This is a genomic window from Amycolatopsis sp. NPDC000009 (assembly GCF_055563465.1).
Window position 1 is genome coordinate 419,793 of the sequence record NZ_JBVHDI010000002.1, and the last position, 21,712, is coordinate 441,504.

24 protein-coding genes are annotated in these 21,712 nt (G+C 69.4%); 11 read left to right on the forward strand and 13 right to left on the reverse strand.

Features of this window, described 5'->3' with window-relative positions:
* Positions 1–81: 81 nt before the first annotated feature.
* Together ACZ3HL_RS08095 and ACZ3HL_RS08100 are read left to right on the forward strand one after the other, a co-directional pair.
* On the forward strand, positions 82–1,470 hold the full coding sequence (locus ACZ3HL_RS08095; protein WP_465529602.1) for a GH1 family beta-glucosidase: 1,389 nt from the start codon (positions 82–84) through the stop codon (positions 1,468–1,470).
* Positions 1,471–1,661: 191 nt separating this feature from the next.
* Positions 1,662–2,297: a DUF2306 domain-containing protein gene (locus ACZ3HL_RS08100; protein WP_465530011.1), complete on the forward strand. Its 636-nt coding sequence runs from the start codon at positions 1,662–1,664 to the stop codon at positions 2,295–2,297.
* Here ACZ3HL_RS08100 and ACZ3HL_RS08105 read toward each other — a convergent pair.
* Both ACZ3HL_RS08105 and ACZ3HL_RS08110 read right to left on the reverse strand, forming a co-directional pair.
* Positions 2,269–3,411 carry an acyl-CoA dehydrogenase family protein gene (locus ACZ3HL_RS08105; RefSeq protein ID WP_465529604.1) on the reverse strand — a complete coding sequence of 381 codons (1,143 nt, stop codon included), beginning with the start codon at positions 3,409–3,411 and terminating at the stop codon, positions 2,269–2,271. The two genes, ACZ3HL_RS08100 and ACZ3HL_RS08105, sit on opposite strands and share 29 nt — an antisense overlap.
* On the reverse strand, positions 3,408–5,759 hold the full coding sequence (locus ACZ3HL_RS08110) for a bifunctional salicylyl-CoA 5-hydroxylase/oxidoreductase (protein ID WP_465529606.1): 2,352 nt from the start codon (positions 5,757–5,759) through the stop codon (positions 3,408–3,410). The genes ACZ3HL_RS08105 and ACZ3HL_RS08110 overlap by 4 nt, the downstream gene beginning before the upstream one ends.
* Before the next feature lie 48 nt (positions 5,760–5,807).
* Between ACZ3HL_RS08110 and ACZ3HL_RS08115 the strand changes: the two genes are divergently transcribed.
* Complete coding sequence (locus tag ACZ3HL_RS08115; protein WP_465410910.1) at positions 5,808–6,206, forward strand: RidA family protein; 399 nt, start codon at positions 5,808–5,810, stop codon at positions 6,204–6,206.
* Here the strand turns inward: ACZ3HL_RS08115 and ACZ3HL_RS08120 are convergent.
* Positions 6,203–7,051 (reverse strand): PaaX family transcriptional regulator, encoded by an 849-nt coding sequence (locus ACZ3HL_RS08120; RefSeq protein ID WP_465529608.1) that lies wholly within the window; start codon positions 7,049–7,051, stop codon positions 6,203–6,205. The two genes, ACZ3HL_RS08115 and ACZ3HL_RS08120, sit on opposite strands and share 4 nt — an antisense overlap.
* Positions 7,052–7,124: 73 nt before the next feature.
* Between ACZ3HL_RS08120 and ACZ3HL_RS08125 the strand changes: the two genes are divergently transcribed.
* The 3 genes from ACZ3HL_RS08125 to ACZ3HL_RS08135 are packed head-to-tail and all read left to right on the forward strand — an operon-like array spanning position 7,125 to position 8,640.
* Complete coding sequence (locus ACZ3HL_RS08125) at positions 7,125–7,796, forward strand: cytochrome P450 family protein (RefSeq protein WP_465529610.1); 672 nt, start codon at positions 7,125–7,127, stop codon at positions 7,794–7,796.
* A gap of 37 nt (positions 7,797–7,833) precedes the next feature.
* Positions 7,834–8,184 (forward strand): PLDc N-terminal domain-containing protein, encoded by a 351-nt coding sequence (locus tag ACZ3HL_RS08130; RefSeq protein WP_465529611.1) that lies wholly within the window; start codon positions 7,834–7,836, stop codon positions 8,182–8,184.
* A gap of 39 nt (positions 8,185–8,223) precedes the next feature.
* Positions 8,224–8,640: a nitroreductase family deazaflavin-dependent oxidoreductase gene (locus tag ACZ3HL_RS08135; RefSeq protein WP_465410914.1), complete on the forward strand. Its 417-nt coding sequence runs from the start codon at positions 8,224–8,226 to the stop codon at positions 8,638–8,640.
* 76 nt (positions 8,641–8,716) lie between these two features.
* Here the strand turns inward: ACZ3HL_RS08135 and ACZ3HL_RS08140 are convergent, their stop codons facing one another.
* Together ACZ3HL_RS08140 and ACZ3HL_RS08145 are read right to left on the reverse strand one after the other, a co-directional pair.
* On the reverse strand, positions 8,717–9,901 hold the full coding sequence (locus ACZ3HL_RS08140; RefSeq protein ID WP_465410915.1) for an acyltransferase family protein: 1,185 nt from the start codon (positions 9,899–9,901) through the stop codon (positions 8,717–8,719).
* 96 nt (positions 9,902–9,997) lie between these two features.
* Positions 9,998–11,332 carry an FAD-binding oxidoreductase gene (locus ACZ3HL_RS08145; protein ID WP_465529613.1) on the reverse strand — a complete coding sequence of 445 codons (1,335 nt, stop codon included), beginning with the start codon at positions 11,330–11,332 and terminating at the stop codon, positions 9,998–10,000.
* A 70-nt stretch (positions 11,333–11,402) separates the two neighbouring features.
* On the opposite strand from ACZ3HL_RS08145, the gene ACZ3HL_RS08150 reads away from it, so the two are divergent.
* A complete protein-coding gene (locus ACZ3HL_RS08150) occupies positions 11,403–12,287 on the forward strand; it encodes a LysR family transcriptional regulator (protein ID WP_465410917.1) in 885 nt (294 codons plus the stop codon).
* Here ACZ3HL_RS08150 and ACZ3HL_RS08155 read toward each other — a convergent pair.
* The 3 genes from ACZ3HL_RS08155 to ACZ3HL_RS08165 form a co-directional block, all read right to left on the reverse strand.
* Positions 12,256–13,320, reverse strand: a complete 1,065-nt coding sequence (locus ACZ3HL_RS08155) for a methyltransferase (RefSeq protein WP_465529615.1) — start codon at positions 13,318–13,320, stop codon at positions 12,256–12,258. The two genes, ACZ3HL_RS08150 and ACZ3HL_RS08155, sit on opposite strands and share 32 nt — an antisense overlap.
* Before the next feature lie 125 nt (positions 13,321–13,445).
* The gene (locus ACZ3HL_RS08160) at positions 13,446–14,270 is read right to left on the reverse strand and encodes an NAD(P)H-binding protein (RefSeq protein WP_465529617.1); all 825 of its coding nucleotides are present in this window, start codon (positions 14,268–14,270) and stop codon (positions 13,446–13,448) included.
* Positions 14,267–14,875 carry a hypothetical protein gene (locus tag ACZ3HL_RS08165; RefSeq protein ID WP_465410920.1) on the reverse strand — a complete coding sequence of 203 codons (609 nt, stop codon included), beginning with the start codon at positions 14,873–14,875 and terminating at the stop codon, positions 14,267–14,269. Before ACZ3HL_RS08165 ends, ACZ3HL_RS08160 begins: the two co-directional genes overlap by 4 nt.
* Before the next feature lie 52 nt (positions 14,876–14,927).
* Between ACZ3HL_RS08165 and soxR the strand changes: the two genes are divergently transcribed.
* Positions 14,928–15,374, forward strand: coding sequence for a redox-sensitive transcriptional activator SoxR (gene soxR, locus ACZ3HL_RS08170; protein WP_465410921.1), 447 nt, complete (start codon positions 14,928–14,930; stop codon positions 15,372–15,374).
* Here soxR and ACZ3HL_RS08175 read toward each other — a convergent pair.
* The 3 genes from ACZ3HL_RS08175 to ACZ3HL_RS08185 all read right to left on the reverse strand — a co-directional run bounded on the left by ACZ3HL_RS08175 (position 15,364) and on the right by ACZ3HL_RS08185 (position 18,531).
* Entirely contained in the window at positions 15,364–16,581 is a 1,218-nt protein-coding gene (locus tag ACZ3HL_RS08175) for an RNA polymerase sigma factor (protein WP_465529619.1), read from the reverse strand. The two genes, soxR and ACZ3HL_RS08175, sit on opposite strands and share 11 nt — an antisense overlap.
* On the reverse strand, positions 16,572–16,937 hold the full coding sequence (locus ACZ3HL_RS08180; protein ID WP_465410923.1) for a YciI family protein: 366 nt from the start codon (positions 16,935–16,937) through the stop codon (positions 16,572–16,574). The genes ACZ3HL_RS08175 and ACZ3HL_RS08180 overlap by 10 nt, the downstream gene beginning before the upstream one ends.
* Before the next feature lie 76 nt (positions 16,938–17,013).
* Positions 17,014–18,531, reverse strand: coding sequence for a trypsin-like serine protease (locus tag ACZ3HL_RS08185; protein ID WP_465529621.1), 1,518 nt, complete (start codon positions 18,529–18,531; stop codon positions 17,014–17,016).
* Between the two features lie 173 nt (positions 18,532–18,704).
* Here ACZ3HL_RS08185 and ACZ3HL_RS08190 point away from each other — a divergent pair, with 173 nt between their 5' ends.
* Positions 18,705–19,463, forward strand: a complete 759-nt coding sequence (locus ACZ3HL_RS08190) for an SDR family oxidoreductase (RefSeq protein WP_465529623.1) — start codon at positions 18,705–18,707, stop codon at positions 19,461–19,463.
* Here the strand turns inward: ACZ3HL_RS08190 and ACZ3HL_RS08195 are convergent, their stop codons facing one another.
* Positions 19,464–20,000: a TetR/AcrR family transcriptional regulator gene (locus ACZ3HL_RS08195; protein WP_465410926.1), complete on the reverse strand. Its 537-nt coding sequence runs from the start codon at positions 19,998–20,000 to the stop codon at positions 19,464–19,466. It lies immediately after the preceding gene.
* Positions 20,001–20,078: 78 nt separating this feature from the next.
* On the opposite strand from ACZ3HL_RS08195, the gene ACZ3HL_RS08200 reads away from it, so the two are divergent.
* Complete coding sequence (locus ACZ3HL_RS08200; protein WP_465410927.1) at positions 20,079–20,573, forward strand: DoxX family protein; 495 nt, start codon at positions 20,079–20,081, stop codon at positions 20,571–20,573.
* Between the two features lie 51 nt (positions 20,574–20,624).
* Positions 20,625–20,786: a hypothetical protein gene (locus ACZ3HL_RS08205; RefSeq protein WP_158005348.1), complete on the forward strand. Its 162-nt coding sequence runs from the start codon at positions 20,625–20,627 to the stop codon at positions 20,784–20,786.
* A 2-nt stretch (positions 20,787–20,788) separates the two neighbouring features.
* On the opposite strand, the gene ACZ3HL_RS08210 is transcribed toward ACZ3HL_RS08205, so the two are convergent.
* Positions 20,789–21,496 (reverse strand): hypothetical protein, encoded by a 708-nt coding sequence (locus ACZ3HL_RS08210; RefSeq protein WP_465529625.1) that lies wholly within the window; start codon positions 21,494–21,496, stop codon positions 20,789–20,791.
* Between the last annotated feature and the right edge of the window lie 216 nt (positions 21,497–21,712).

Genomic DNA, 21,712 nt, shown 5'->3' on the forward strand with positions numbered 1-21,712 from the left:
GGCGGCGGACCTTTCCAGGATGCCCCACGACCTTATCCTCCGCCATGTATCAACTGGTGAAATAAGGCGGGAAGAGGGGCCATGACGGGGGACGACGAGCTCATCGGCACCTTGCCGCCGGACTTCCGGTGGGGTGTCGGCAGTTCGGCGTACCAGGTCGAAGGCGCGGTCGCCGAAGACGGAAGAACACCGTCCATTTGGGACACCTGGGCCCGGTCCCCGTGGTCGGTCGACAACGGGGACACCGGCGAGGTCGCCTGCGACCACTACCACCGCATGCCCGCGGACGTCGCGCTGCTCAAGGAACTCGGCGTCGACACCTACCGCTTCTCCGTTTCCTGGCCCCGCGTGCAGCCGCGTGGACGCGGCGGCGTGAACCCGGCAGGCATCGCCTTCTACGACCGGCTGGCCGACGAACTGCTCAACAACGGCATCGATCCCTGGCTGACGCTGTACCACTGGGATCTGCCGCAGCACCTCGAAGACGCGGGCGGCTGGCCCGCGCGCGACACCGCCGTCCGGTTCGCCGACTACGCGATGCTCGTGTTCGAGCGGTTGAGCGACCGGGTCCGCCACTGGACCACGCTGAGCGAACCGTGGTGCACGGCCATGCACGGTTACGTCCACGGGGTGATGGCGCCCGGCCGCCGGGACCCGGAGGCGGGGATGGCCGCGGCGCATCACCTGCTGCTCGGCCACGGCCTCGCCGTGCGGCGGATGCGGGAGCTCGCGCCGCCCGGGACCGAGTTCGGCATCACGCTCAACCTGAGCACCGCCGACCCGGCCACGCCGAGCGAGGCCGACCGGGCCGCCGCCCGCTTCGAGGACGGGCTCGGGACGAGGTTCTACCTCGACGCGCTCGTCCACGGCCGGTACCCGGAAGACGTGCTGGAGACCCTCGCGCGCCACGGCATCCGCCTGCCGTCGGAGCCCTGGGATCCGTCGATCATCGCGGCCCCGCTCGATTTCCTCGGCGTCGACTACTACTTCGGGACGCGGTACTCCGGAGTGGAGGAGAACGGGAACGCCGTGGAGCACTTCGGGATGCCCGCGTTCCGCAAGGTCCCGTTCGGGGCGCCGTCGACGGTGCTGGGCTGGGAGATCCTGCCGCACAAGCTCACCGAACTGCTCGTCCGGATCAGCCGCGACTATCCGGGGCTGCCGCTTTACGTCACCGAGAACGGCGCCGCGTTCGCCGACGTCCCCGACGAGAACGGCTTCGTCCGCGACGAAGACCGTGCCGGATACCTGTCCGCGCACATCGCCGCCACGGCCGCCGCGCGGCGGGCGGGTGCGGACGTCCGCGGCTATTTCGCCTGGTCCTTTTTGGACAGTTTCGAATGGGCGTACGGCTACGCGAAACGGCTCGGTCTCGTGCGGGTCGACCGGGAGACGCAGGCACGGACGATCAAACAGAGCGGGCTGGTGTACCGCGACATCGTCGAGCGGGTGCGCGGCGGACGGCGGTAGGGCCTGCTCCACCATCGAACCGGCGGTCCGCTCCATTCTTCCCGGTGGTCCCGCGTCCTAGGTTCGGCAGCGGAAAGTTGTTGCCGCTACCGGAAACGCGGGGGATTGTGATGACCGTCAGGCTCGAACGACGTGACCGGCCGGAGTCGGCGCCACGAAAAACGTGGTGGCGAAGGCCGTGGGTCGGCCCGATGGCGGCCGTCGTCGTGGTGTTCCTGGCCTTTTCGATGCCGCCGTATCTGTCGTTGGACCCGTCGCAGTCGAGGGTGCCGCAGCCGCCGGGGTTCACCTCGCACTACTGGTTCCTCTCGGCGCACGTGCTGTTCGGCTCGATCGCGATGGTCGGCGCGCTGTTGCAGATCTGGCCGTGGTTCCGCGCGAAGTATCCGGCGGTGCACCGGAAGATCGGCCGGGTGTACGTCTTCGCCGGGGTGCTCCCGGCCGGTCTGCTGGCGCTGACCGTCGGCGCGATGAGCCCGTTCGGCCCGGCGACGCGGGTGGCCAACGTCGTGGCCGGCGTGCTGTGGCTGGCGTGCACGTTCGCCGGCTGGCGCGCGGCGAGGCAGCGCCGGTTCGGCGATCACCGCCGCTGGATGATCCGCAGTTTCGCGCTGACCATGTCGATCATCGTCAGCCGGGTGGTCGGGCCGATCGCGCTGATCACGCTGCAACCGCAGCTGGAGACCACCTTCGGCGGCAGCGAGATCGCCTTGACCCAATCGGTCGCCGCGATCACGGCGTGGCTGAGCCCGACGCTGGTCATCCTCGCGACGCAGTGGTACCTCGACCGCCGCCCGGTCAAGAAGAAGTCAGCGATCGCGCGATGATCGTCCGCTGCACTTCGGACGCGCCTTCGTAGATCCGCGGCGCGCGGACCTCGCGGTAGAGGTGTTCGAGCAGATGCCCTCGCCGCAGCGCCCGCGCGCCGTGGATCTGCACGGCCGAGTCGACGACGTACTGCGCGGTCTCGGTGGCGAACAGTTTCGCCATCGCGGCGCGGCCCGCGAGGTTCCGCTCGCCCGCGTCGTACGCGGCCGCGGCGGCGTAGACGAGCAGGCGCGACGCCTCGGTGCGGGTCGCCATTTCGGCCAGGGTGTGCGCGACGGTCTGCTGCTTCAGCAACGGCCCGCCGAAAGCGACACGGCTCTGGGCGTGGGCGACGGCGGCGTCGAGCGCGGCCTGCGCCATCCCGACGGCGAACGCGCCGACACTCGGCCGGAACAGGTCCAGGGTCCGCATCGCCACGCCGAAGCCGCGGTCCTGTTCACCGAGCAGCTCGTCCCGTTCCACGCGGACGCCGTCGAAGACCAGGGTGCCGATGGGATGCGGGCTGACGAGGTCGAGGTGCTCGCCCGACAACCCGGCGCGGTCGGCGGGAACGACGAACGCGGACACCCCACGCGAGCCCGCTTTCGGGGTGGTGCGGGCGAAAACGCTGTAGAAATCGGCCTCGGGGGCGTTGGAGATCCACATCTTCTCGCCGGTGAGACGCCAGCCGTCGCCGTCGGGTTCGGCGGCGAGCTCCAGTGCCGCCGCGTCCGAGCCCGCGTTCGGCTCGGTGAGCGCGAAAGCGGCGACGGCGTCACCCGCGGCCACGGCGGGCACCCATTTCGAGACTTGCGAATCTTGCCCGGACTGCAACACCGGATAAGTGCCCAAACCCTGGAGCGCCAACGCCGTCTCGGCTTCGGTGCTCTGGCTGGACAGGGATTCCCGCAGGATGCAGAGATCCGTCGCGGCGGCTTCCCGGCTCGGGCTGCCGCCGTCGACGCCGGGGAAGAGCCGGGCGAGCAGGCCGAGCGCGCCCATTTCCTTGAGCAGGGGCCGGTTCACCGCGCCTTCGGTGCCGGATTCGGCCAGTGGGCGGAGCTTCTCGGCACCCAGCCGCCGGACCTCGTCGGCGAAGGCCTGCTGTTCGGGGCTCAGTGCGAAGGCGGTCATCGGTCGCTCCCAGGTCGCCAGCGGGCGTGCGCGGTGCCGGTTTCGCCGGAACGCAGCAGTTCCAGCCGTGGTTTCGGCCCGTCGGTGCGGCCGCCCTGCGGTTTCCGGCTGCCCGCCGCGAACTGCTTCGGCCACGGCATCGGATAACCCTGGTCGGCGGCGGCGTGCAGTGTCCACTGTGGATCGTAAAGGTGGGTCCTGCCGAGCGCGCACAGATCGGCGCGGCCCGCCAGGATCAGCGAGTTGACGTCGTCGTAGGAGGAGATCGCGCCGACGGCGATCACCGCGATGTCGTACTCGCGCCCGATCTCGTTGCGGATGCGGTCCGCGTACGGCGTCTGGTAACTGCGGCCGTACGCGGGCTTCTCCTCGCTGACGACCTGACCGGTCGACACGTCGATGCCGTCCACGCCGTGCTCGGCGAACGCGCGGGCGATCTCGACGGCGTCGTCGACGTCGATCCCACCGTCGTACCAGTCGGTCGCGGAGATGCGGACCGTCATCGGCCGCTCGGCGGGCCAGGCCGCGCGGACGGCGTCGAAGACTTCGAGGGGGAACCGCAGCCTGTTCTCCAGCGAGCCGCCGTACTCGTCGGTGCGCCGGTTGGTCAGCGGGGACAGGAACGACGACAGCAGGTAGCCGTGCGCGCAGTGGAGTTCGAGGAGGTCGAACCCTGCCCGCGCGGCGGCTCGGGCGGACTGGGCGAACTGGTCGCGGATCTCTTGTAGTTCAGTGATCGTGAGTTCGCGCGGGGTCTGATTCGCTTCGCTGTACGGTATCGCGGACGGGGCGCAGATCTCCCAGTTGCCTTCGGGGAGCGGCTGGTCGATGCCGTCCCACATCAGTTTCGTGGAGCCCTTGCGTCCCGAATGCCCCAGCTGGACACCGATGCGCGCGGGGGTGTGGCCGTGGACGAAGTCGGCGACCCGTTTCCACGCTTGCTCTTGTTCTTCGGTGTAGAGGCCGCCGCAGCCCGGGGTGATCCGGCCGGTCTCGGAGACGCAAACCATCTCCGTCATGACCAGCCCGGCGCCGCCGAGCGCTTTGCTTCCCAGGTGCACCAAGTGGAAATCGGTCGGGACGCCGTCTTCGGAGGAGTACATGTCCATCGGCGAGACGACGACACGGTTCGGCAGGTCGAGGCTCCCGATGCGGAACGGCTGGAACATCGGTGGCCGGACGTCGGAGTCCAAAGTGGACGCGAACCAGGTGTCCAGTTCCGCGGCGAACTCGGGATCGCGCAGCCGGAGGTTGTCGTAGGTGACGCGACGGCTGCGGGTGAGGATGTTGAACGCGAACTGCGCCGGATCCTGGTGGGTGTACTGGCCCATGTTCTCGAACCACTCCAGGCTCGCCTGTGCGGCACGCTGAGTGGAGTTGACGACCGGGCGGCGCTCGGCTTCGTAGGCTTCGAGTGCACTGTAGAGATCGGCCTGTTCGTGCAGGCAGGCGGCGAGTGCGAGCGCGTCCTCCATGGCGAGTTTCGTGCCGGAGCCGATGGAGAAATGTGCCGTGTGCGCGGCGTCACCGAGGAGGACGACGTTCTCGTGCCGCCAGCTCGCGCAGCGCACGGTGGCGAACGCGGTCCACTTCGAGTTGTTGGCGAACACCTGGTGGTCGCCGAGGACGTCCGCGCACAGGTCACGGATGACCTCGATGGACTTCTCGTCGCTCTCGCCCGGCGCCAGCGAGGTCGCGGCGATCTCACCGAACGCGCGCTCCCAGACGTCCTCGTGCAGTTCGAGGATGAACGTGCTCGCGGTGTCGCTGTACGGATAGCCGTGGATCTGCATGATCCCGTGCGGGGTTTCCAGCACGTAGAACTTGAAGGCGTCGAACACGAGATCCGTGCCGAGCCAGATGTACTTGCAGCGCCGGGTCTGGAGGCTCGGCCGGAAGCTCTCGGCGAGCGCGTTGCGGGTCGGGGAGTTGACGCCGTCCGCCGCGACGACGAGGTCGTACTCGGCGCTCGCCGCGGCCGCGCTCGGCGCCTCGGTGCGGAAACGGACGTCGACGCCGAGTTCCGCGCAGCGTTCCTGCAGGATGCCGAGCAGCCGTTTGCGGCTCATCGCGGCGAACCCGTGCCCGCCGGAGGTGTGCACCGTGCCGCGGAAGTGGACGTCGATGTCGTCCCAGCGCGCGAACTCGCGGCGCATGGCGGCGTGGATCACCGGATCGGCGTGTTCGATCCCGCCGAGCGTCTCGTCGGAGAACACCACCCCGAACCCGAAGGTGTCGTCGGGCGCGTTGCGCTCCCAGACGGTGATCTCGTGATCGGGATGGAGCTGTTTCGCCAGCGTGGCGAAGTAGAGCCCCGCCGGGCCGCCGCCTAACACCGCGATACGCACGTCGCCCAGGGTATGTCGCGGTATGTACGACCGTCAACGATACGGGATATGGTGACCCGTATGGAGCGCATCAACCCGCCCGAGCTCGGTCGCCCTTCCGGCTTCTCGCACGCGGTCGCCGCGACCGGGAGATTCGTCTTCCTCGCCGGTCAGACGGCGTTGGACGAGGAGAACCGCATCGTCGGGGACGGGGTGGTCGAGCAGTTCGAACGCGCGCTGTCCAACCTGCTCACCGCGTTGCGCGCGGCGGGCGGACAACCGTCGGACCTGTGCAGCGTGACCATCTACATCGTCGACATGGACGACTACCGCGCCCACGCGCGCGAGATCGGCGCGGTGTGGAAACGGCTGGCCGGGAGCGAGTACCCCGCGATGGCGGGGATCGGCGTCAGCCGTCTTTGGGACGTCGAGGCGCTGGTGGAGGTGCAGGGCTTCGCGGTGGTCTAGGGCAGTGTGCGTGAGACGTGCGCGGCCGCGGCTTCGCCCAGCCGCGCGTGCAGCGTGAAGAACAGGTCCGCCGCCCGGATCCCCGCCCAGCCCGATGGCAGCAGTTCGGCGGGCAGACCGGGGTCGAGGTAGGGCAGCCGCCGCCAGTCGGTCAGCACCCGGACGTAGTCGGCGAACGCTTCGGCCTCGTCCGTGGTCTTGCGCCGCTGCCACCGCCGGAGCGCGGCCGCGTGCTCGTCGAGGAAGGCGGTGTACAGCGACTCGAGCTGATCGAGGTCCCACCAGTCGCGGATCTTCTCCCGCACGTCGCCGAACGCGAGGTGCTCGGCGTGGAAGAGATCGGCGTAACCCTCGAGTTCGAGCCGCCGGAGCATGTCGGACGTCGCGTCCCGCAGATGCGCGGGCGCGATCCAGACCCCGGACGACGCCGTCCCGAAACCGAGCCGGGCGAGCTGCGTGCGAAGAACATGCCTTTTGTGCCGTTCGGCTTCCGGGACGGAGAACACCGCGAGCAGCCAGCCGTCGCCGGGGGTGGCGCGTTCGCGGCGGAAGATCCGCTCGTCGCCCTCCCGCAGGATCGCCAGCGCGGTTTCGGAAAGTTCGTAACCCGCGGCCCCGCCCCGGCGTACCGCGGAAAGGATCCCGCGCCGCTTCAGCCGGGAGATCGACGACCGGACGGCCGGTTCCTCGACGTCCACGCCTGCCAGCAGGTCGATCAGGGAGCGGACGGAGAGCCAGCCGCCCTCACCTCGTGAGTAGAGGCCGTACACGGTCACGATGAGCTGGCGCGGTTGCGCCGTCCGCCCCGCGCCGTCGACTTCGGTTGCCTCCGACACGGCCGTCACCCGGTCACCATAACAACGACGCTGTGCTCATGTTTCGGCCGTGACCGAAGCGTTCCGCACTTAGCGTCACGGTATGGACGATCCACTGATCGAAGCCCCCGTCCCGCCGGTGCCCCAGGACGTCGAACCGGGAGGCGTCCGGTGGCTCCGGGCGAACGTCGCCCGGTTCAGCCGCCCGGAGGACCACCCGCGACGGCGGGCGCTGGTGCTCGCCGAGCTCGCGCCGATGGGATCGCTGCGGGACAAGGCTTTCGCGCTCGCCAGGGAAACGCGGGACGAGCCGGTGGAGCGGACCTTGTGGACGGTGCCGGTGGCCGTGCTGGCCGCGGACCTCGGGCTGCCGGACGTTTCCCGCGACATCGTGGAGGTTTCCGGCGCTTACCATCCGCACACGGAGATCGGGGCCGGCGCCGAGGAGGCCATGCGGCGGCTGGTCGAAACCTGCGGTGACGCCGACGAGCGGACGGCCGCGCGGATCGGGCTCTTGGTGCAGGCCTGTGACGCGACGGCCAGGCTGCTCGGCAAGGCGCTGGCCGCCCGCCTGCCCGGCGAGGACGTCGAGGATCTGCTCGACCGGATCCTGCGTGAGGATCCGCCGGTCCGCGTCACCCGGCGGTGGGTCGGCGGCGAAGTGGTCGAGGTGGACCTGGCGACACGTCCGTTCGGAGCAGGACCCAAGCGGTGCCCCGGGGAAGCGCAGGCGCGGCGAGTGGCCGCGGGAATTCTCGACGCCCTCCTGTGCTAATACTTACCCCGGTCATCTGGAACTGGGGAGTCTTTCGATGCTGTATTTCAATGGTTTGTTCGGCGTTCTCACGCTCGGTCTGTGGATCTTCTGCATCGTCGACGTGATCACCACGGACGAGGGATCGTGCCGGAACATGCCCAAGGGGATGTGGCTGCTGCTGGTGCTGCTCGTCCCGCTGATCGGCTCGATCGTCTGGCTGGTCGCCGGTCGCCCGCAGCACGCCGCCCGCGCCCCGCGCGGCCGCTACGAACGGGAGACGCCGTCGTTCCCGGAGTACGACCGGCCGGGCCGCTTCGCCGCGACGAGCGCCGCGGACGACGAAGAATTCCTGCGCAAGTGCCGGGAGCGCGCCGAAGAACAGCGTCGCAAGGCCCGTGAAGGCTGAGTAGCCTCGGTATCGAGAAGATCGATACTGGAGGAAAAGTTGTCCGAAGCGCTCGACTGGAACAAGAACATCATCAAGGAGTTCCGCGAGAACGAGGGGAAGGTGGGCGGCCCGTTCGAGGGTGGCTCGCTGTTGCTCCTCACCACCACCGGGGCGAAGAGCGGCGAGCCTCGCACGTCGCCGCTCGCGTACGCGGAGGAAGACGGCAAGTACGTCGTCGCCGCGTCGTACGCCGGGTCGGACAAGAACCCGGCCTGGTACCACAACATCGTCGCGAACCCGAAGGTCACCATCGAGGTCGGCACGGAGAAGTTCGACGCGACCGCGACCGTCGTGCTCGAAGACCGCGCCGAGCGTGACCGGCTGTACGCGAAGATGGTCAGCTTGATGCCGGGCTTCGCCGACTACGAGAAGAAGACCGATCGGGTGATCCCGATCGTCACCATCTCGCGCTGACGCACCCGCATCCAGTCCTCTGGATGCGGTAGTTGCACGCGCAAGGACCGCATCCAGAGGACGAAACGCGGAAGGGTCAGCGCGCGCCGCTGGGGGCTTCGACGGCTTCCGGGCGCTTGAGTTCGGCTTCGGCCGCACGCAGTGCCTTGTTCTCCTGGCGGCGCGCGATCAGCTTCTTGCCGGTGAGGATCATCGGCTGCTCGACCCAGCGGTGGATCAGGTCCGCGATCGCGAGCCCGACCGCGAACACGGCCAGCGCGCTGATCATCCGGTGCTGGCCCAGCGGCGGGATCGCCTGCACCACCACGAAGTGCACCGGGCCCTGCAGCAGGTAGAGCGAGTACGACCGCTCACCGACGAACCGCATCACCTTCGTGGCCAGCAGCCACCGCAGCGGTCCCGGAGACACGAGCACGACCAGCAACAGCGCGGAAAGAACGCCGTAGGCGATCAGGAGCCCGAGGTTGCTGCCGGACTCCCGCCACAGGCTTTCCATGTTGACGTGCAGCACGGCGAACGCGCCGAACACCGGGATCGCCGCGAGCGGATGGGTCAGCGGTTTGACCACCGCGTAGGACCGGCGGTAGTGCATCGCGACCGCCAGCACGCAGCCGATCAGCAGGATCGCGTAGTGCACGGTCGACTCGTAGATCGGCGCGTTCGGCCCGGGGACCCAGCCGCCGGTGACTCCCACCAGCCCGGCCATCAGGGCGAACGCGGCGAAAGCCAGCGCGAGCTTGCGCCACGCCGCGGCCAGCCCGACCGCGCCCGCGACCACCAGCAGGAACGGCCAGACCAGGTAGAACTTCTCCTCGATGCCCAGCGTCCAGGAGCCGCTGAAGAAGTTGTCCTGGCCGCCCGTGGGGGAGTCGCTGCCGGGCAGGAATTCGTTGAAGAAGGTCAGGTAGTACTTCAGCGCGTGCGGGAAGTCACGGCTGTAGAACTCCCCGCGTAGCCACACGAACACGATGATCCCGCCGAGGATCGCCAGGTACGGCGGCAGGATCCGGAACACGCGCCGCAGGTAGAAGGCCGAAAGCGAGATCCGGCCGGTCCGGTCCTGTTCACGCAGCAGCAGCGTCGTGATCAGGAACCCGGACAGCACGAAGAAGATGTAGACACCGACCCAGCCGGACAGCCAGTTCCACTTCGGACCCGCGAAGTGGAAGAAGATCACGATGGTCGCCGCGATCGCCCGCAGGCCGTCGAGGGCGGGGAACCGGCGCATGGCGAGGAACTCGTCATGGTCCAAAGTGCGCACAGTGCCCCCTAATGGCGTGTCGGCCCGGAAGTATACGGGTGCCGTTCTCCGCGCCTTCGCCCCGTGCCGAGGCCTCCTACCTGCGATTTCCCAGGATCACCCAGCGTCACGCGCGGGTTCGACGTTATGCGTCAGCCGGAACCGGTTCGCCGGGTCGACGGCCGCCTTGACCGCGGCGAGCCGCCGCAGATCGGCCGGGGAGTACACCTTGGACGCTTCCTCGCCCGCGCCGCTCTCGCCGTAGACGAAGGTCAGCAGTTTGCCGGTCGACCAGGGCTTCAGCGCGTCGAACAGCTTCGCGTGCGCGCTCCGGATCTCGGCGATCGAAGCGTCGTCCACCACGGACAGCGCCCGGACGGTGAAGCTCGCTTCACGGTCCCAGCCGACGCCGGGGTGCTCGGGCGCGTCGGACAGCGCGCCGCCGAGGAGGTCCAGCAGGACGACGGTCGGCACCGGGGTGCCCGGGCCGGCGTGTTCGAGGATCGCGTCGAGCATCGTGTCGTTGAGTTCGGACACGGTGGCGTTGTCGGCGCGGTAGCCGTGCGGGAAGGGCGGCTCGTTCGCGATCTTGCCCGATTCGGTGAACGGGAGCTCGGCGAGCGTGTCACCCAGGACGGGCGCGGCGGCGCGCAGCGGGGCGACGAGGCGCTCGCCCTCGGCGGCGTCACCGAGATAGGCGACCCGGATCTGCGCGACGTGTTGCCCGCGCAGTGGTTCGGGCACCATCGGCAGATCCGGCATCGGGACCATGCCCAGCGACGACGTCATCTCGCGCGGCATCTCCGCGGCCCAGTCGCGCCAGGCGCGGAGCACCGCGGACAGCGATTCGGTGCCGAACTGCAGGCTGCCGCCGTACAGCCGGGTGACCGGGACCAGGCGGAACTCCAGCGCGGTGACGATCCCGAAGTTGTCCCGGCCGCCGCGCAGCGCCCAGAACAGGTCGCTTTCGGTGTCCGGGGTGGCGCGGCGGAGTTCACCGTCGGCGGTCACGACCTCGATCGCGGTCACCTGGTCGGCGGCCAGGCCGTACTTGCGGCCGAGCAGGCTGAACCCGCCGCCGAGGGTGTAGCCGACGACGCCGACGCCGGGGAAGGAGCCGCTCAGCGGCGCGAGCCCGTGTTCCGCGGCCGCTTCGATGACCGCACCCCAGCGCACGCCCGCTTCGACGCGTGCGACGCCGTCTTCGATCCGGATCCCGGTCATCCGGTGGGTGGTGACGAGGACGCCGCCCACGAAGGGGACGCCCACGCCGTGCCCCGTCGAGTGGACGGCGATGGGGAGGTCGTGCTCGGCGGCGTGACGGACGGCCTCGACGACGTCGGCGGCCGACGCGGCGGGCACGATGACGTCGGGACGGCGGGGCACTGCGGTCTGGAAACCGGCGAGTTCGTTGTCGTAATCCGGGTCGCCGGAGCGGAGCATCGTGGTCATGTCACCAGCGTGAGCCCGATTCGACCAGAAGTCCAAGATCTGGTTTGTCTGGCAACTAGAATCATCGGTTATGGAACTGCGTCAGCTCGAATACTTCGTCGCGGTGGCCGAGGAAGCGAACTTCACCCGCGCCGCCGAGCGGCTGCACGTCGCGCAGCCCGGCGTCAGCGCCCAGATCCGCCGCCTCGAACGCGAACTCGGGCAGCCGTTGCTCGACCGGTCGGCCAGGGCGGTCCGGCTGACCGAGGTCGGCGCCGCCGCGCTCCCGCACGCGAGGGCCGCGCTCGCCGCCGTCGCCGGGGTGCGGCAGGCGGTCGACGATCTCACCGGGCTGGTCCGCGGCCAGGTCGCGATGGGCATGGTGTCCTCGCGTGGCCCGGTCAACCTGCCGGATCTGCTCGCGCGTTTCCACGAACGGCACCCGGCGGTCGACATCACGCTCGCCGAGGCGACCTCCGACGTCCTGCTCGCGGGCGTCGCCGACGGCCGGTTCGACGTCGCGCTGATCGGGGTCTCCGGCGAACCGCCGCCGGGGATCGGCCTGGAGGTCGTCCTCGACGAGCCGCTCGTCGCCGTCTCCGGGCCGGAGGATCCGCTCGCCGGCCAGGCCACGATCACGCTGACGGAGCTGGAAAGCCGGTCTCTGGTGAGCCTGCCGAAGGGCACCGGCATGCGCGCGATCGTCGACGCGGCGTTCCTCGCCGACGGTGCCCAGCCGAGGGTGACCCTGGAGGCGGGCGATCCGAACGTCGTCGCCGAACTGGTCGGTCGCGGGCTCGGCGTCGCCGTGGTGCCGATGTCGCTGGCGACGCACTACACGGAACTGCACGCCATGGAGATCACGCGGCCCGCCGGGCTGCGGGCGAAACTGGCGCTGGCCTGGCGGACGGAGGGGCCGGTCAGCCCCGCCGCCCGCGTGTTCATCAGTCAGGCACGGGTGTTGCTCGGGTTGTGAGTTGCCACAGCGTCGTGATCTCCTGCGCGTTGGCTCGCGGATGCCTCGGCCGGATGTCCTCCCGGCTCCGGACTTCGAGGCCGGACCGCTCGAACATGTCGAGGAGTTCGTCGCGTGTGCGCAGGCCCAGCAGCTCGGCGAGGTCGGACAGGATCAGCCACGCCTCCCCGCCGGGTTCGAGGTGCCGGGGCAGCCGGTCGAGGAACGCCTTGAGCATCCGGCTTCCCGGGTCGTAGACGGCGCGTTCGAGCGGGGTGTGCGCGCGGGCGGGCAGCCACGGCGGATTGCAGACGACCAGCGGCGCGCGGCCCGGCGGGAACACGTCCGCCTCAAGGGTTTCGATCCCGCCGAGACCGAGACGCGCGAAGTTGTCCCGCGCGCAGGCGAGCGCGAGCGGCTCGTTGTCCGTCGCCACCACGCGCTCGACCCCTCGATACGCGAGGACCGCGGCGAGAACGCCGGTGCCAGTGCCGATGTCGAACGCCAATTCCTTGGCAGGCAAGGGAGTTCTCGCCACCAGGTCGACGTACTCGCCGCGGACCGGGGAGAAGACCCCGTGATGCGGATGGATTTTCGCGCCGAGCGCTGGGATTTCGACGCCCTTCACCCGCCATTCGTGGGCGCCGACGACGCCGAGCAGCTCGCGCAAGGACACCAGTGAGGCGACGTCGGAAGGTCCGAAGACCTCGGTGCAGGCCGCACGCACGTCCGGCCCGCGGCGCAGCGGCAGGACGTGGCCGGGGTCCAGCGGGATCAGGAGCCTGCCGAGGATCCGCGCCCGGCGCGCCCGATGGTTCCGCTGCTCCGGAAAGGGTTTCCCGGCCGCGGTGCCGCAGCGACGGGACATCGCGGCGAGAAGGTTCCGCGCGCCGGGGAAGTCGCCGTGCCAGGCGAGACCGGTGCCGGACACGGCGAGCCGGAACGCCTCGCCGGCGGTGACGCGATCGTCGATCGCGACGACGGTTCGGGGCATGTTCGTGCCGACGGTGGTCAGCCAGCGCCGACCACCGTCCTTTGTGGACAGGGGGTTCATGATTTCCGTTCCTGGATCCGCCCGCGGCGAAGAGACCCCGCGGGCGTGGCTCGTCGGGGGACAAGGTCGGGAACGGCGGCTAGTGGACCACCGCGGCATGAACCGGTGTCGACACGAACCCGAGCTTACCGGAACGCGGCGGCGTGTTCGGCCGCCCAGACCTCGAAGTCCAGCCCCGGCCTGCCGGTGACGTCCTGGACGGTGGAGGTGACTTCGCCCGGTTTCGTCACCAGACCGCGGAAGCCGCCCAGCATCGTGTCCACGACGAAGTCCGGCATCTTGGTGAGCAGGTCGGCTCGTGCTTCGTCGAGCGGGATCTCCTCCCAGCGCGCCGGACGTCCGGCGGCCTCGCCGATGATCCGGACCTGCTCTGCCTGTGTCATCGGGCGTGTGCCGGTGAGCACGTACTTCGCTCCAGCGTGTCCGTCACCGGTCAGCGCCTCGACGGCCACCGCGGCGATGTCCTTCTCGTGGATCAGCGGCATCGACGCCTCGCCGTACGCGCCGCGGACGACGCCGTCCGCGCGGATCGACGGCGCCCAGCCGAGGGTGTTGGTCGCGAATCCGTGCGGGCGCAGGAAAGTCCATTCCAGGCCGGCGGCTTCGATCGCCTCCTCGACGGTGCGATGCCAGGCGCCGATGGCGTTGTCCTGCTCCGCCAGTGAATCGTCGACGGCGCCCGAGGAAAGGAACACCACGCGCTTCACCCGTTCTCCGAGCAGCGACACCGTGGGCATCAGCGCCTCGGCGGGACCGCCGAGCATCAGGAACACCGTGTCGACGCCGTCGAGCGCCGGCGCGATGGTTTCCGGTTTCGACAGGTCGCCGCGGACGCCGTCCGTCGGCGGATTACGGCTCAGCGGCCGGACCGGGACCTCTCGCGCTCGCAACTGGGCGACCACTTGCGAGCCGACGTTGCCCGTGGCGCCCGCGACCAGGATCGGCTTCATGCCGCCACCGCCGAGAAGACCGGGCGGTACCGTTTGACCGACCCGCCCGACATCCCCGGGTAGGTCTGCACCTTCTTCCACGCGTCCGTCGTCCCGATTCCGTCGGCGCCGGGTGCCGCGAGCGCGGCGAGGTGGGCTTCGGCGCTGGTCCATTCGGCGTAGTTCAGCACGCGGGTCCCGTCGGTGCTCACGTGGAAGAACCCCGAGATCCCGCCTTGGGGTCGCGCGGGTTCGGATGCCAGCGCTTCGAAGACGAGGTCGATCCAGTCACGTTGCCGCCGCTCGTCGGGTCCTTCGAACTCGACCGAGACGATCACGAGGCAGCCTGGCGTTCCTTCGCCGCGGTGGCCTCGGTAGAGGTGGAACACGGGCGCGCCGTCCAGGCCCTGGATGGCGTCTTCGCTGGTCCACTGCTCGTAGGTGAAGGCGCCGTCGTGATCGATGCCCTCGTACGCGGTGAAGGAAACGAGTCCTTCGTGGCTCTTGAACGCCGCCCGTGCCGCGTCGGCGTCCGGCCATTCCCGTGCCACCACGACCGTCTCCCCGTCCGGGGTCGGCCAATGTCCCTTGTGGATGGTCATTTCGGAGGTCCCCTGTGCTGTCATGACTCCAGCATGAAACTTAAACAAGGGTTGAAGTCAAGCTAGGATCGTGACCATGTCCGAACCGCCGTCCGAACTCACCATCGGCGAGCTGTCCCGGCGCAGCGGCGTCGCCACCTCCGCCCTGCGCTTCTACGAACGCCAAGGCCTCATCAGCAGCAGGCGGACCAGCGGGAACCAGCGCCGCTACCCCCGCAGCACGCTCCGCCTGGTCGCGTTCATCCGCGCGTCGCACCACCTCGGCATCCCGCTGGAGGTGATCGGCGGAGTGCTCGATTTCCTGCCGGAGGGCGCCGCGCCGGACCAGGCGTTCTGGCAGCGGGCTTCCCAATGCTGGAGCGACGAACTGAACAAGCGCATCGAGCAGCTGGAATGCATGCGGGACCGGTTCACCGAATGCATCGGCTGCGGCTGTCTGTCCTTCGAGCAGTGCGTGCTGGTGAACCCCGGTGACGTCCTCGCCGCCAAGGGACCCGGCCCGGCACGGCTGATCACGGACTGACCGCGGCCAGCTTCCGTTCCAGCAGCCGCCGTTCGGCGCTGTTCTCCGCCCGTCGGATCGCCGCTTCGTAGGCCCGCGCCGACTCCTCCGGCCTGCCGAGGCGATGCAGCAGATCCGCGCGGATGGCGTGGTACAGGTGGTATTCGTCCAGTCCGAGGTCGTCGATCACGGCGAGGGCCGTATCGGGGCCGTCCACTTCGGCGACCGCGACGGCCCGGTTGAGCGCGACGATCGGCGTCGGATTCGCCGCCAGCAGCAGGTCGTACAGCTGGACGATCTGCGACCAGTCCGTGCTCGCCGCGTCGGCGGCGTCGCTGTGGACGGCGTTGATCGCCGCCTGGATCTGGTACGGCCCCGGCTGGTTCCGCCGCAGGCAGGCACGGACCAGCGCCTGCCCTTCGGAGATCAGCTCGCGGTCCCACCGTGAGCGGTCCTGCTCCGCCAGCAGCACGACTTCGCCGTCCGCCCCGGTGCGGGCCGCGCGGCGCGACTCGGTGAGCAGCATCAGCGCCAGCAGCCCGGTGGCCTCCGGTTCGTCGGGCATGAGCGCGGTCAGCAGCCTGCCGAGCCGGATCGCCTCCGCGCACAGGTCCTCCCGGACCAGCCGGTCGCCCGAAGTGGCCGTGTACCCCTCGTTGAACACGAGGTAGATCACGGCGAGCACCGACCTCAGCCGGTCCGGCAGATCGGCGTCGTCCGGGACGCGGTACGGGATCTTCGCGGCGCGGATCTTCCCCTTCGCCCGGACCAGCCGTTGCGCCATCGTCGTTTCGGGGACGAAGAACGCGTGCGCGATCTCGCCGGTGGTCAGCCCGCCCAGCAGTTTGAGTGTCAGCGCGACCTGCGCGGTGACGGCCAGCGCGGGGTGGCAGCAGGTGAAGATCAGCCGTAACCGGTCGTCACGCACGGGACCCTCCTCCACCGGCTCGTCGGCCGCGCTGATCAGCGCGGCCTGGGCGTGTTTGTCGTCGCGCGCGGCTTCCCGGCGCAACCGGTCGATGGCCTTGTTGCGGGCGGTCGTGATGATCCAGCCCGCGGGGCTCGGCGGTGGACCGCTGGACGGCCAGCGGTCCACCGCCTCGGCGAAAGCGTCCTGGACGGCTTCCTCGGCGATGTCGATGCTGCCGAAGACCCGGACCAGTACGGCCACGGCGCGGCCGTACTCCTCGGTGAAGACGCGTCCGATTTCCTCGGTGGTCACACGCACGAAGGACCTTCGTCGCCCTGGAACGGCCGGACCTCGACCGGGAGGTAGGTGATCTCGGTGACCCGCCGGGCCCATTCGAGCGCGGCGTCCAGATCCGGCGCTTCGAGGATGGTGAAGCCGCCGAGATGCTCCTTGCCCTCGACGTACGGGCCGTCGGTCATCGCGATCTCGCCGTTCTCCTTGGCCCGCAGCACGGTCGCGGTGGTCGGCGGGTGGAGACCGCCGGCGAAGACCCAGACCCCCGCGGCCTTCATCTCGTCGTCGAGCGCCTGGATCTTGCGCGCGATCGGCTCCAGGAACTCCGGCGGCGGGACGGGGCCGTCGGGCTGGTAGAGGCTGATCAGGTACTGGGTCATGGCGTCCTCCCGAAGTCGAAGCGGCTTGTCACCACCTACACGAAGAGCGTCCCGCCGATTCGACAGCCGGTGGGAATTATTTTTCGTGGGCACATCGTCGCAGGTCGAGCCGGGATCCCTGGGTCAGACAGGCCGCGATCCGATGGACCTGCTGGCCGTAGCTGCGGCCCTTCAGCGCCTTCACGGTCCCGTTCCGGCCGACCTCGCACGGGTTGCCTTCGGTGCAGCGCTCGCCGTCACGGTTGTGGGTGTTGTTGATGCCCATGACCGTGTTCCCGTCGCGGGAGAGCAGCACGGAACCGGAGTAGCCGGGTCCGCTCACACAGGTGTCGCTCGGCGCGTAGCGAACCGCGTCGTCCTGCTGATAGCCGGCCTCGCGCAGATGCGGCACCACGGCCTCCACCGTGCAGCTCGGCCGGCTGCTGGAGTAGGCCATGAGGAGCCGGTCTCCGGCGCGCATCGGGGTGGTGGTCAGCCGGAAGACCTTCGCACCCTCCCTGGCCAGCTGGGCGTAGGTCTTGTCCAAGCGGTACAGCGCGATGTCGGTGCCGGTCATCGTCGCGTAGACCAGCCGGGTGGCGCGGGCGCTGGTCTTCGGATAGCCCTCCCGGTCGGCGATGGTGACCGGACGCGGCAGGTCGGCTGGCCGGTCGACCAGAGCCTTCCCCGGTGCGGGCCGCCCGCTCGGCACGCAATGGCCGTTGGTCAGCGCCAGCGCCGGGTCTTCGGGACGCGCGCCGGCGGCACGCACCACCGCGCCCTTGCAGTCGCCCACCTCGGCCGTGCCCTCCACGTTCGGGACCGGGGTGTCCGGGGGCACGTGGGTGCCGGTCACGATGCCGTCGATCCAAGCGGCGTTCTTCGAGACGTCGGTGTACATGTCGGGGAAGTCGGCGCCCCTGATACCCGGGCCGATGACCGTTCCGGCCAGCGCCCAGCCGTCGCCCGAACGGATCAACGCGGGTCCGCCGGAATCCGTCGTGCCCGGACCGACGGGCGGTTCGGCACGGCCGACGCACAACGGCAGGGTGTGCCCGTCGTCATCCCAGCACCGGTCGAGCGGCACGACCTCGGTGTCCGCTTCGCGCAGCTTCCGGGGGAAGCACTTCGGGTCCTTGAAGTCACCGCAGCCGGTCGAAGCCGCGCCCCAGCCGAGGATGCGGACCGGCGTGCCGTCGGCGGGAGTGGTCTTGGCGAGCCGGACGGGTTCGGCTCGGACGGGGTTTCGCAGGTGCAGCACCGCGATGTCCTCGCCGGGCGGGTTGTACGTGACGATGCGCCGGTAGAACTTGTCGACTTCGGTGACTTCGCCGCCGGTGGTGGTGTCCAGCGAGCCGACTCGGACCTTCCAGCCGCGGGGGACGCCGACGGCCGAGCCGGTCGGGGTGTTGGCGCAGTGGGCCGCGGTGACCGCCCACTGGGGCGCGATGAGCACCGCCCCGCACCGGTGTCCGTCCGGGCGGGGCGAGTCGTATTGCAGGGAGACCATGAAGCCGTAGGGCGTGGCGGACTCCGCGCCACCGATGACGGCCGACGCTGGGGCCGCGGTGGCCGTCATCAAGGCCAGCGTGAGCGCTAGGGATCGGATTCGCATACGGGTCACGCTGGCCGGTCGGTGTCCGCGGAACTCGACGGGCACGTAACAGTTCCGTGCGCGGCCTGACTGGTACCGCCGGACCCAGGCTGGACAGACCGTGCCATCTCCTCTTGAAGCCCGGTTTTCTGGACTCGTCACCTCGTGAACGAGTCCACTTGGGAGAAACAGAAATGACGAACTCACACGCGAACAGGGTCGCCGTCGTCACCGGCGCGTCCAGCGGGATCGGCGATGCGGCCGCTCGGCGGCTCGCCGCCTCCGGCGCTTCGGTCGCGCTGATCGCCCGCCGGGCGGATCGGCTGGAGACGCTGGCCAAGGAGATCGAGCGGGACGGCGGTACCGCGCTCGTGCTCGCCGCCGACGTCGCCGACGCCGCGGCGATGCGGGCCGCGGCGGCCGAGATCGAAGCGGAACTGGGCCGCGCGGACCTCCTGTTCAACAACGCCGGCGTGATGCTGGCCGCGCCGATCGACGAACTCGCCACCGAGGACTGGCAGCGCATGATCGACGTCAACATGACAGGTCTGATGAACGCCATCGGCGCGTTCGTCCCGCACCTTGTCGCGTCGGCGGCCGAGAAGGGCGTCGCGGACCTGGTGAACACCTCGTCCATCGGCGCGCAGGCCGTCTTCCCGTCCTTCGCCGTGTACGTCGCCTCGAAGGCCTACGTGACGCACCTGTCGAAGAACCTTCGCGCCGACCTCGGGCCGAAGGGTGTTCGGGTCGCGGCGATCGAGCCGGGCCTGGTCGAGACCGAACTGCAGGGGCACGTCACCGACGCCGGCGCCTTGCAGTGGCTGGACGGCGCCCGCGAGTCGCTGACCTGGCTGAAGCCCGCGGACATCGCCGAGACCGTGGCGTTCCTGACCTCGCTCCCGGCGCGGGTGAACCTCCAGCAGCTCACCGTCATGCCCACGGCGCAGGTCTGATCACGGGAACAGGATCCTGGCGATCGCGCGGGCAGCGGTGTCCGGGTCCTCCTGAAGCTCGGCGCGCAGCGCGCCGGTGAGCCAAAGGTTCGCGAAGCCGTGCATCAACGACCACGCGGCGACCCCTGCCATCGCGTCGTCGCTGACCGACGCCGCACCGCTGGTCAGCAGGGCTCCCGCGCGGTCGCGGGCGGCGGTCAGCGCCGGGTCGTCCTCGCGGTGGAGTTCGGGGCGGAACATCACCTCGAAATGTGCGCGATGCTCGATCGCGAAGCGTACGTAAGCCACCCCGACCTCGACGAAATCCCGCTCGCCCTCGGCCGCGAGCGCGTCCGCGAGCAGGTCGAACCCCTCTGCCGCCAGCGCGGTCAGCACCCCGGCCTTGTCGCCGAAGTGGTGGACCGGCCCGGCGTGCGAGACCCCCGCGCGCCGGGCGAGGTCGCGAAGGCTGATCCCCGCGGGGCCGTGTTCGGTGATGGCCGCGACGGCGGCGTCGAGCACGGCCCGGCGGAGGTCGCCGTGGTGGTACGGACTCATGCCGATGAATCTAGTCATTGACAAGATGGCCCGCAACAGCGCATCTTGTCAGTGGCAAGATTCACTTGTTCGGAAGGCATGGTCATGGATCCCGGTCTCGCACCCGTTCTGATGCTGATCGCCGTCACGGCGACGTTGTTCCTGCTGGGCGTCTTCGGCGTCCAACGGTTCAAGCCCTGGCCCGTCGCGGTGCGCGGCGGCGTCGCGGCACTGTTCGTCACCACCGGTCTCGCGCACTTCATCGGCATGCGTGAGGAACTCGTCGCGATGGTTCCGCCCGCGTTGCCCGCGCCAGGACTGCTGGTGACCGTCACCGGTGTCCTCGAACTCGCGGGTGCCGCGGGGGTGCTGTGGTCGCGCACGGCGCCGTGGGCGTCCGCCGGGCTGACGCTGTTGTTGCTGGGAATGTTCCCGGCGAACGTGTACAAGGCGCTGCACGGGCCGGTGACTTCGACGATGGACGAACTGGTGCCGCGGAGCCTGATGCAGGTCGTCTTCCTCGCCGCGACGGTGTCACTGGTGGTGTATTACGCGCGTACTCCGGACAGACCCTTTGCCCAAAGGAGACCTTAAGTCTTTCCCAAGTTCGGGCCCCGATTCCGGGAACCGCACTACCCTCTGAGAATGAAGATCTCATTGTGGATCGGATTCTGTGGGCTGTGCATCCTCGCCGGGCACATGCTTCTCGGTGCGGTCGGTCTCGTACTGCTGATGAGCTGTCTCCCGGCGGGGCGCGAACACGAATCCGGTGACAGAAAAGGGAAAACGTCCGCGCGGCTGGCCTGACCTCAGCCCAGCGCGCTCGTGAGGGCGAGCGCGCCGAGAACCGGAACGGCGATCGCCGTGATCAGCATCGTCCGGCGGCTCGGTTTGGGACTTTCGAGTAATGCCCGGACACCGGCCGGAACCAACGCGACACAAAGTCCGACGGTGCCGACGATCGACACGAATTCGGTACCTTTCAGAACGCCGAGCGGCAGAAGTCCCATCGTCGCCAGCCCGATCGACCCGGCGACGCCCAGCACTTTCGCCCGATAAGCGGCGAAGGCGAGGACGTACCAGCCGAACATGATCGTGAACGACAGAAAACTGAACAGATGCAGGTCCTGATACGACTCGCTGACCACGCTCTCGGCGAATCCGGCGCCGCGACGTTCGGCGAGACCCATCGCCGCCTGGTCGATCCCCGCGTGGAAGGTCCGCTCGAAGAGTCCGAAGAGGACGAATATTCCGGCCCAGGCGGCCAACGCCGGTCTGGTGCGGCCGATCTTCGTGGCGAGCGCGACGATCGCGGGCCACAGCAGGACATTGCCCGCCAGGAAACACGTGTACGCGGCGGTCATCAGCGCGGGCTGTTCGCTCATCGCCCTGAGCTGGTCGGGGAAGAAGAAGTTGAAGGGTGACCGCAGCAGGGTCCCGGTGAGCAGGAGGAGCGGGCCGAGGATCATCGAGAGCGCGGCGACGCGGCGGCCGGGGAAGACGTAGTCGGTTTCCATACCCGGTGAGCCTGCCGATCGCGGTGGGGGCGCGGATCGGATCACGGTCCGGTCTTCTGGCTCAGACCGTGGGGGGAGCCGGTCTTTTGGGCGGTGCTGCGCTGGTGGAGTGTTGCCCGGTTTTCGGTGAGGCTGGTGGGTGTGGGGTTGCCGGTTTTTGGCTATGTGGCGGGTGTGTGGTGGCGGGTCCGGTGTCCGGGGAACTTGCCGTTTTTT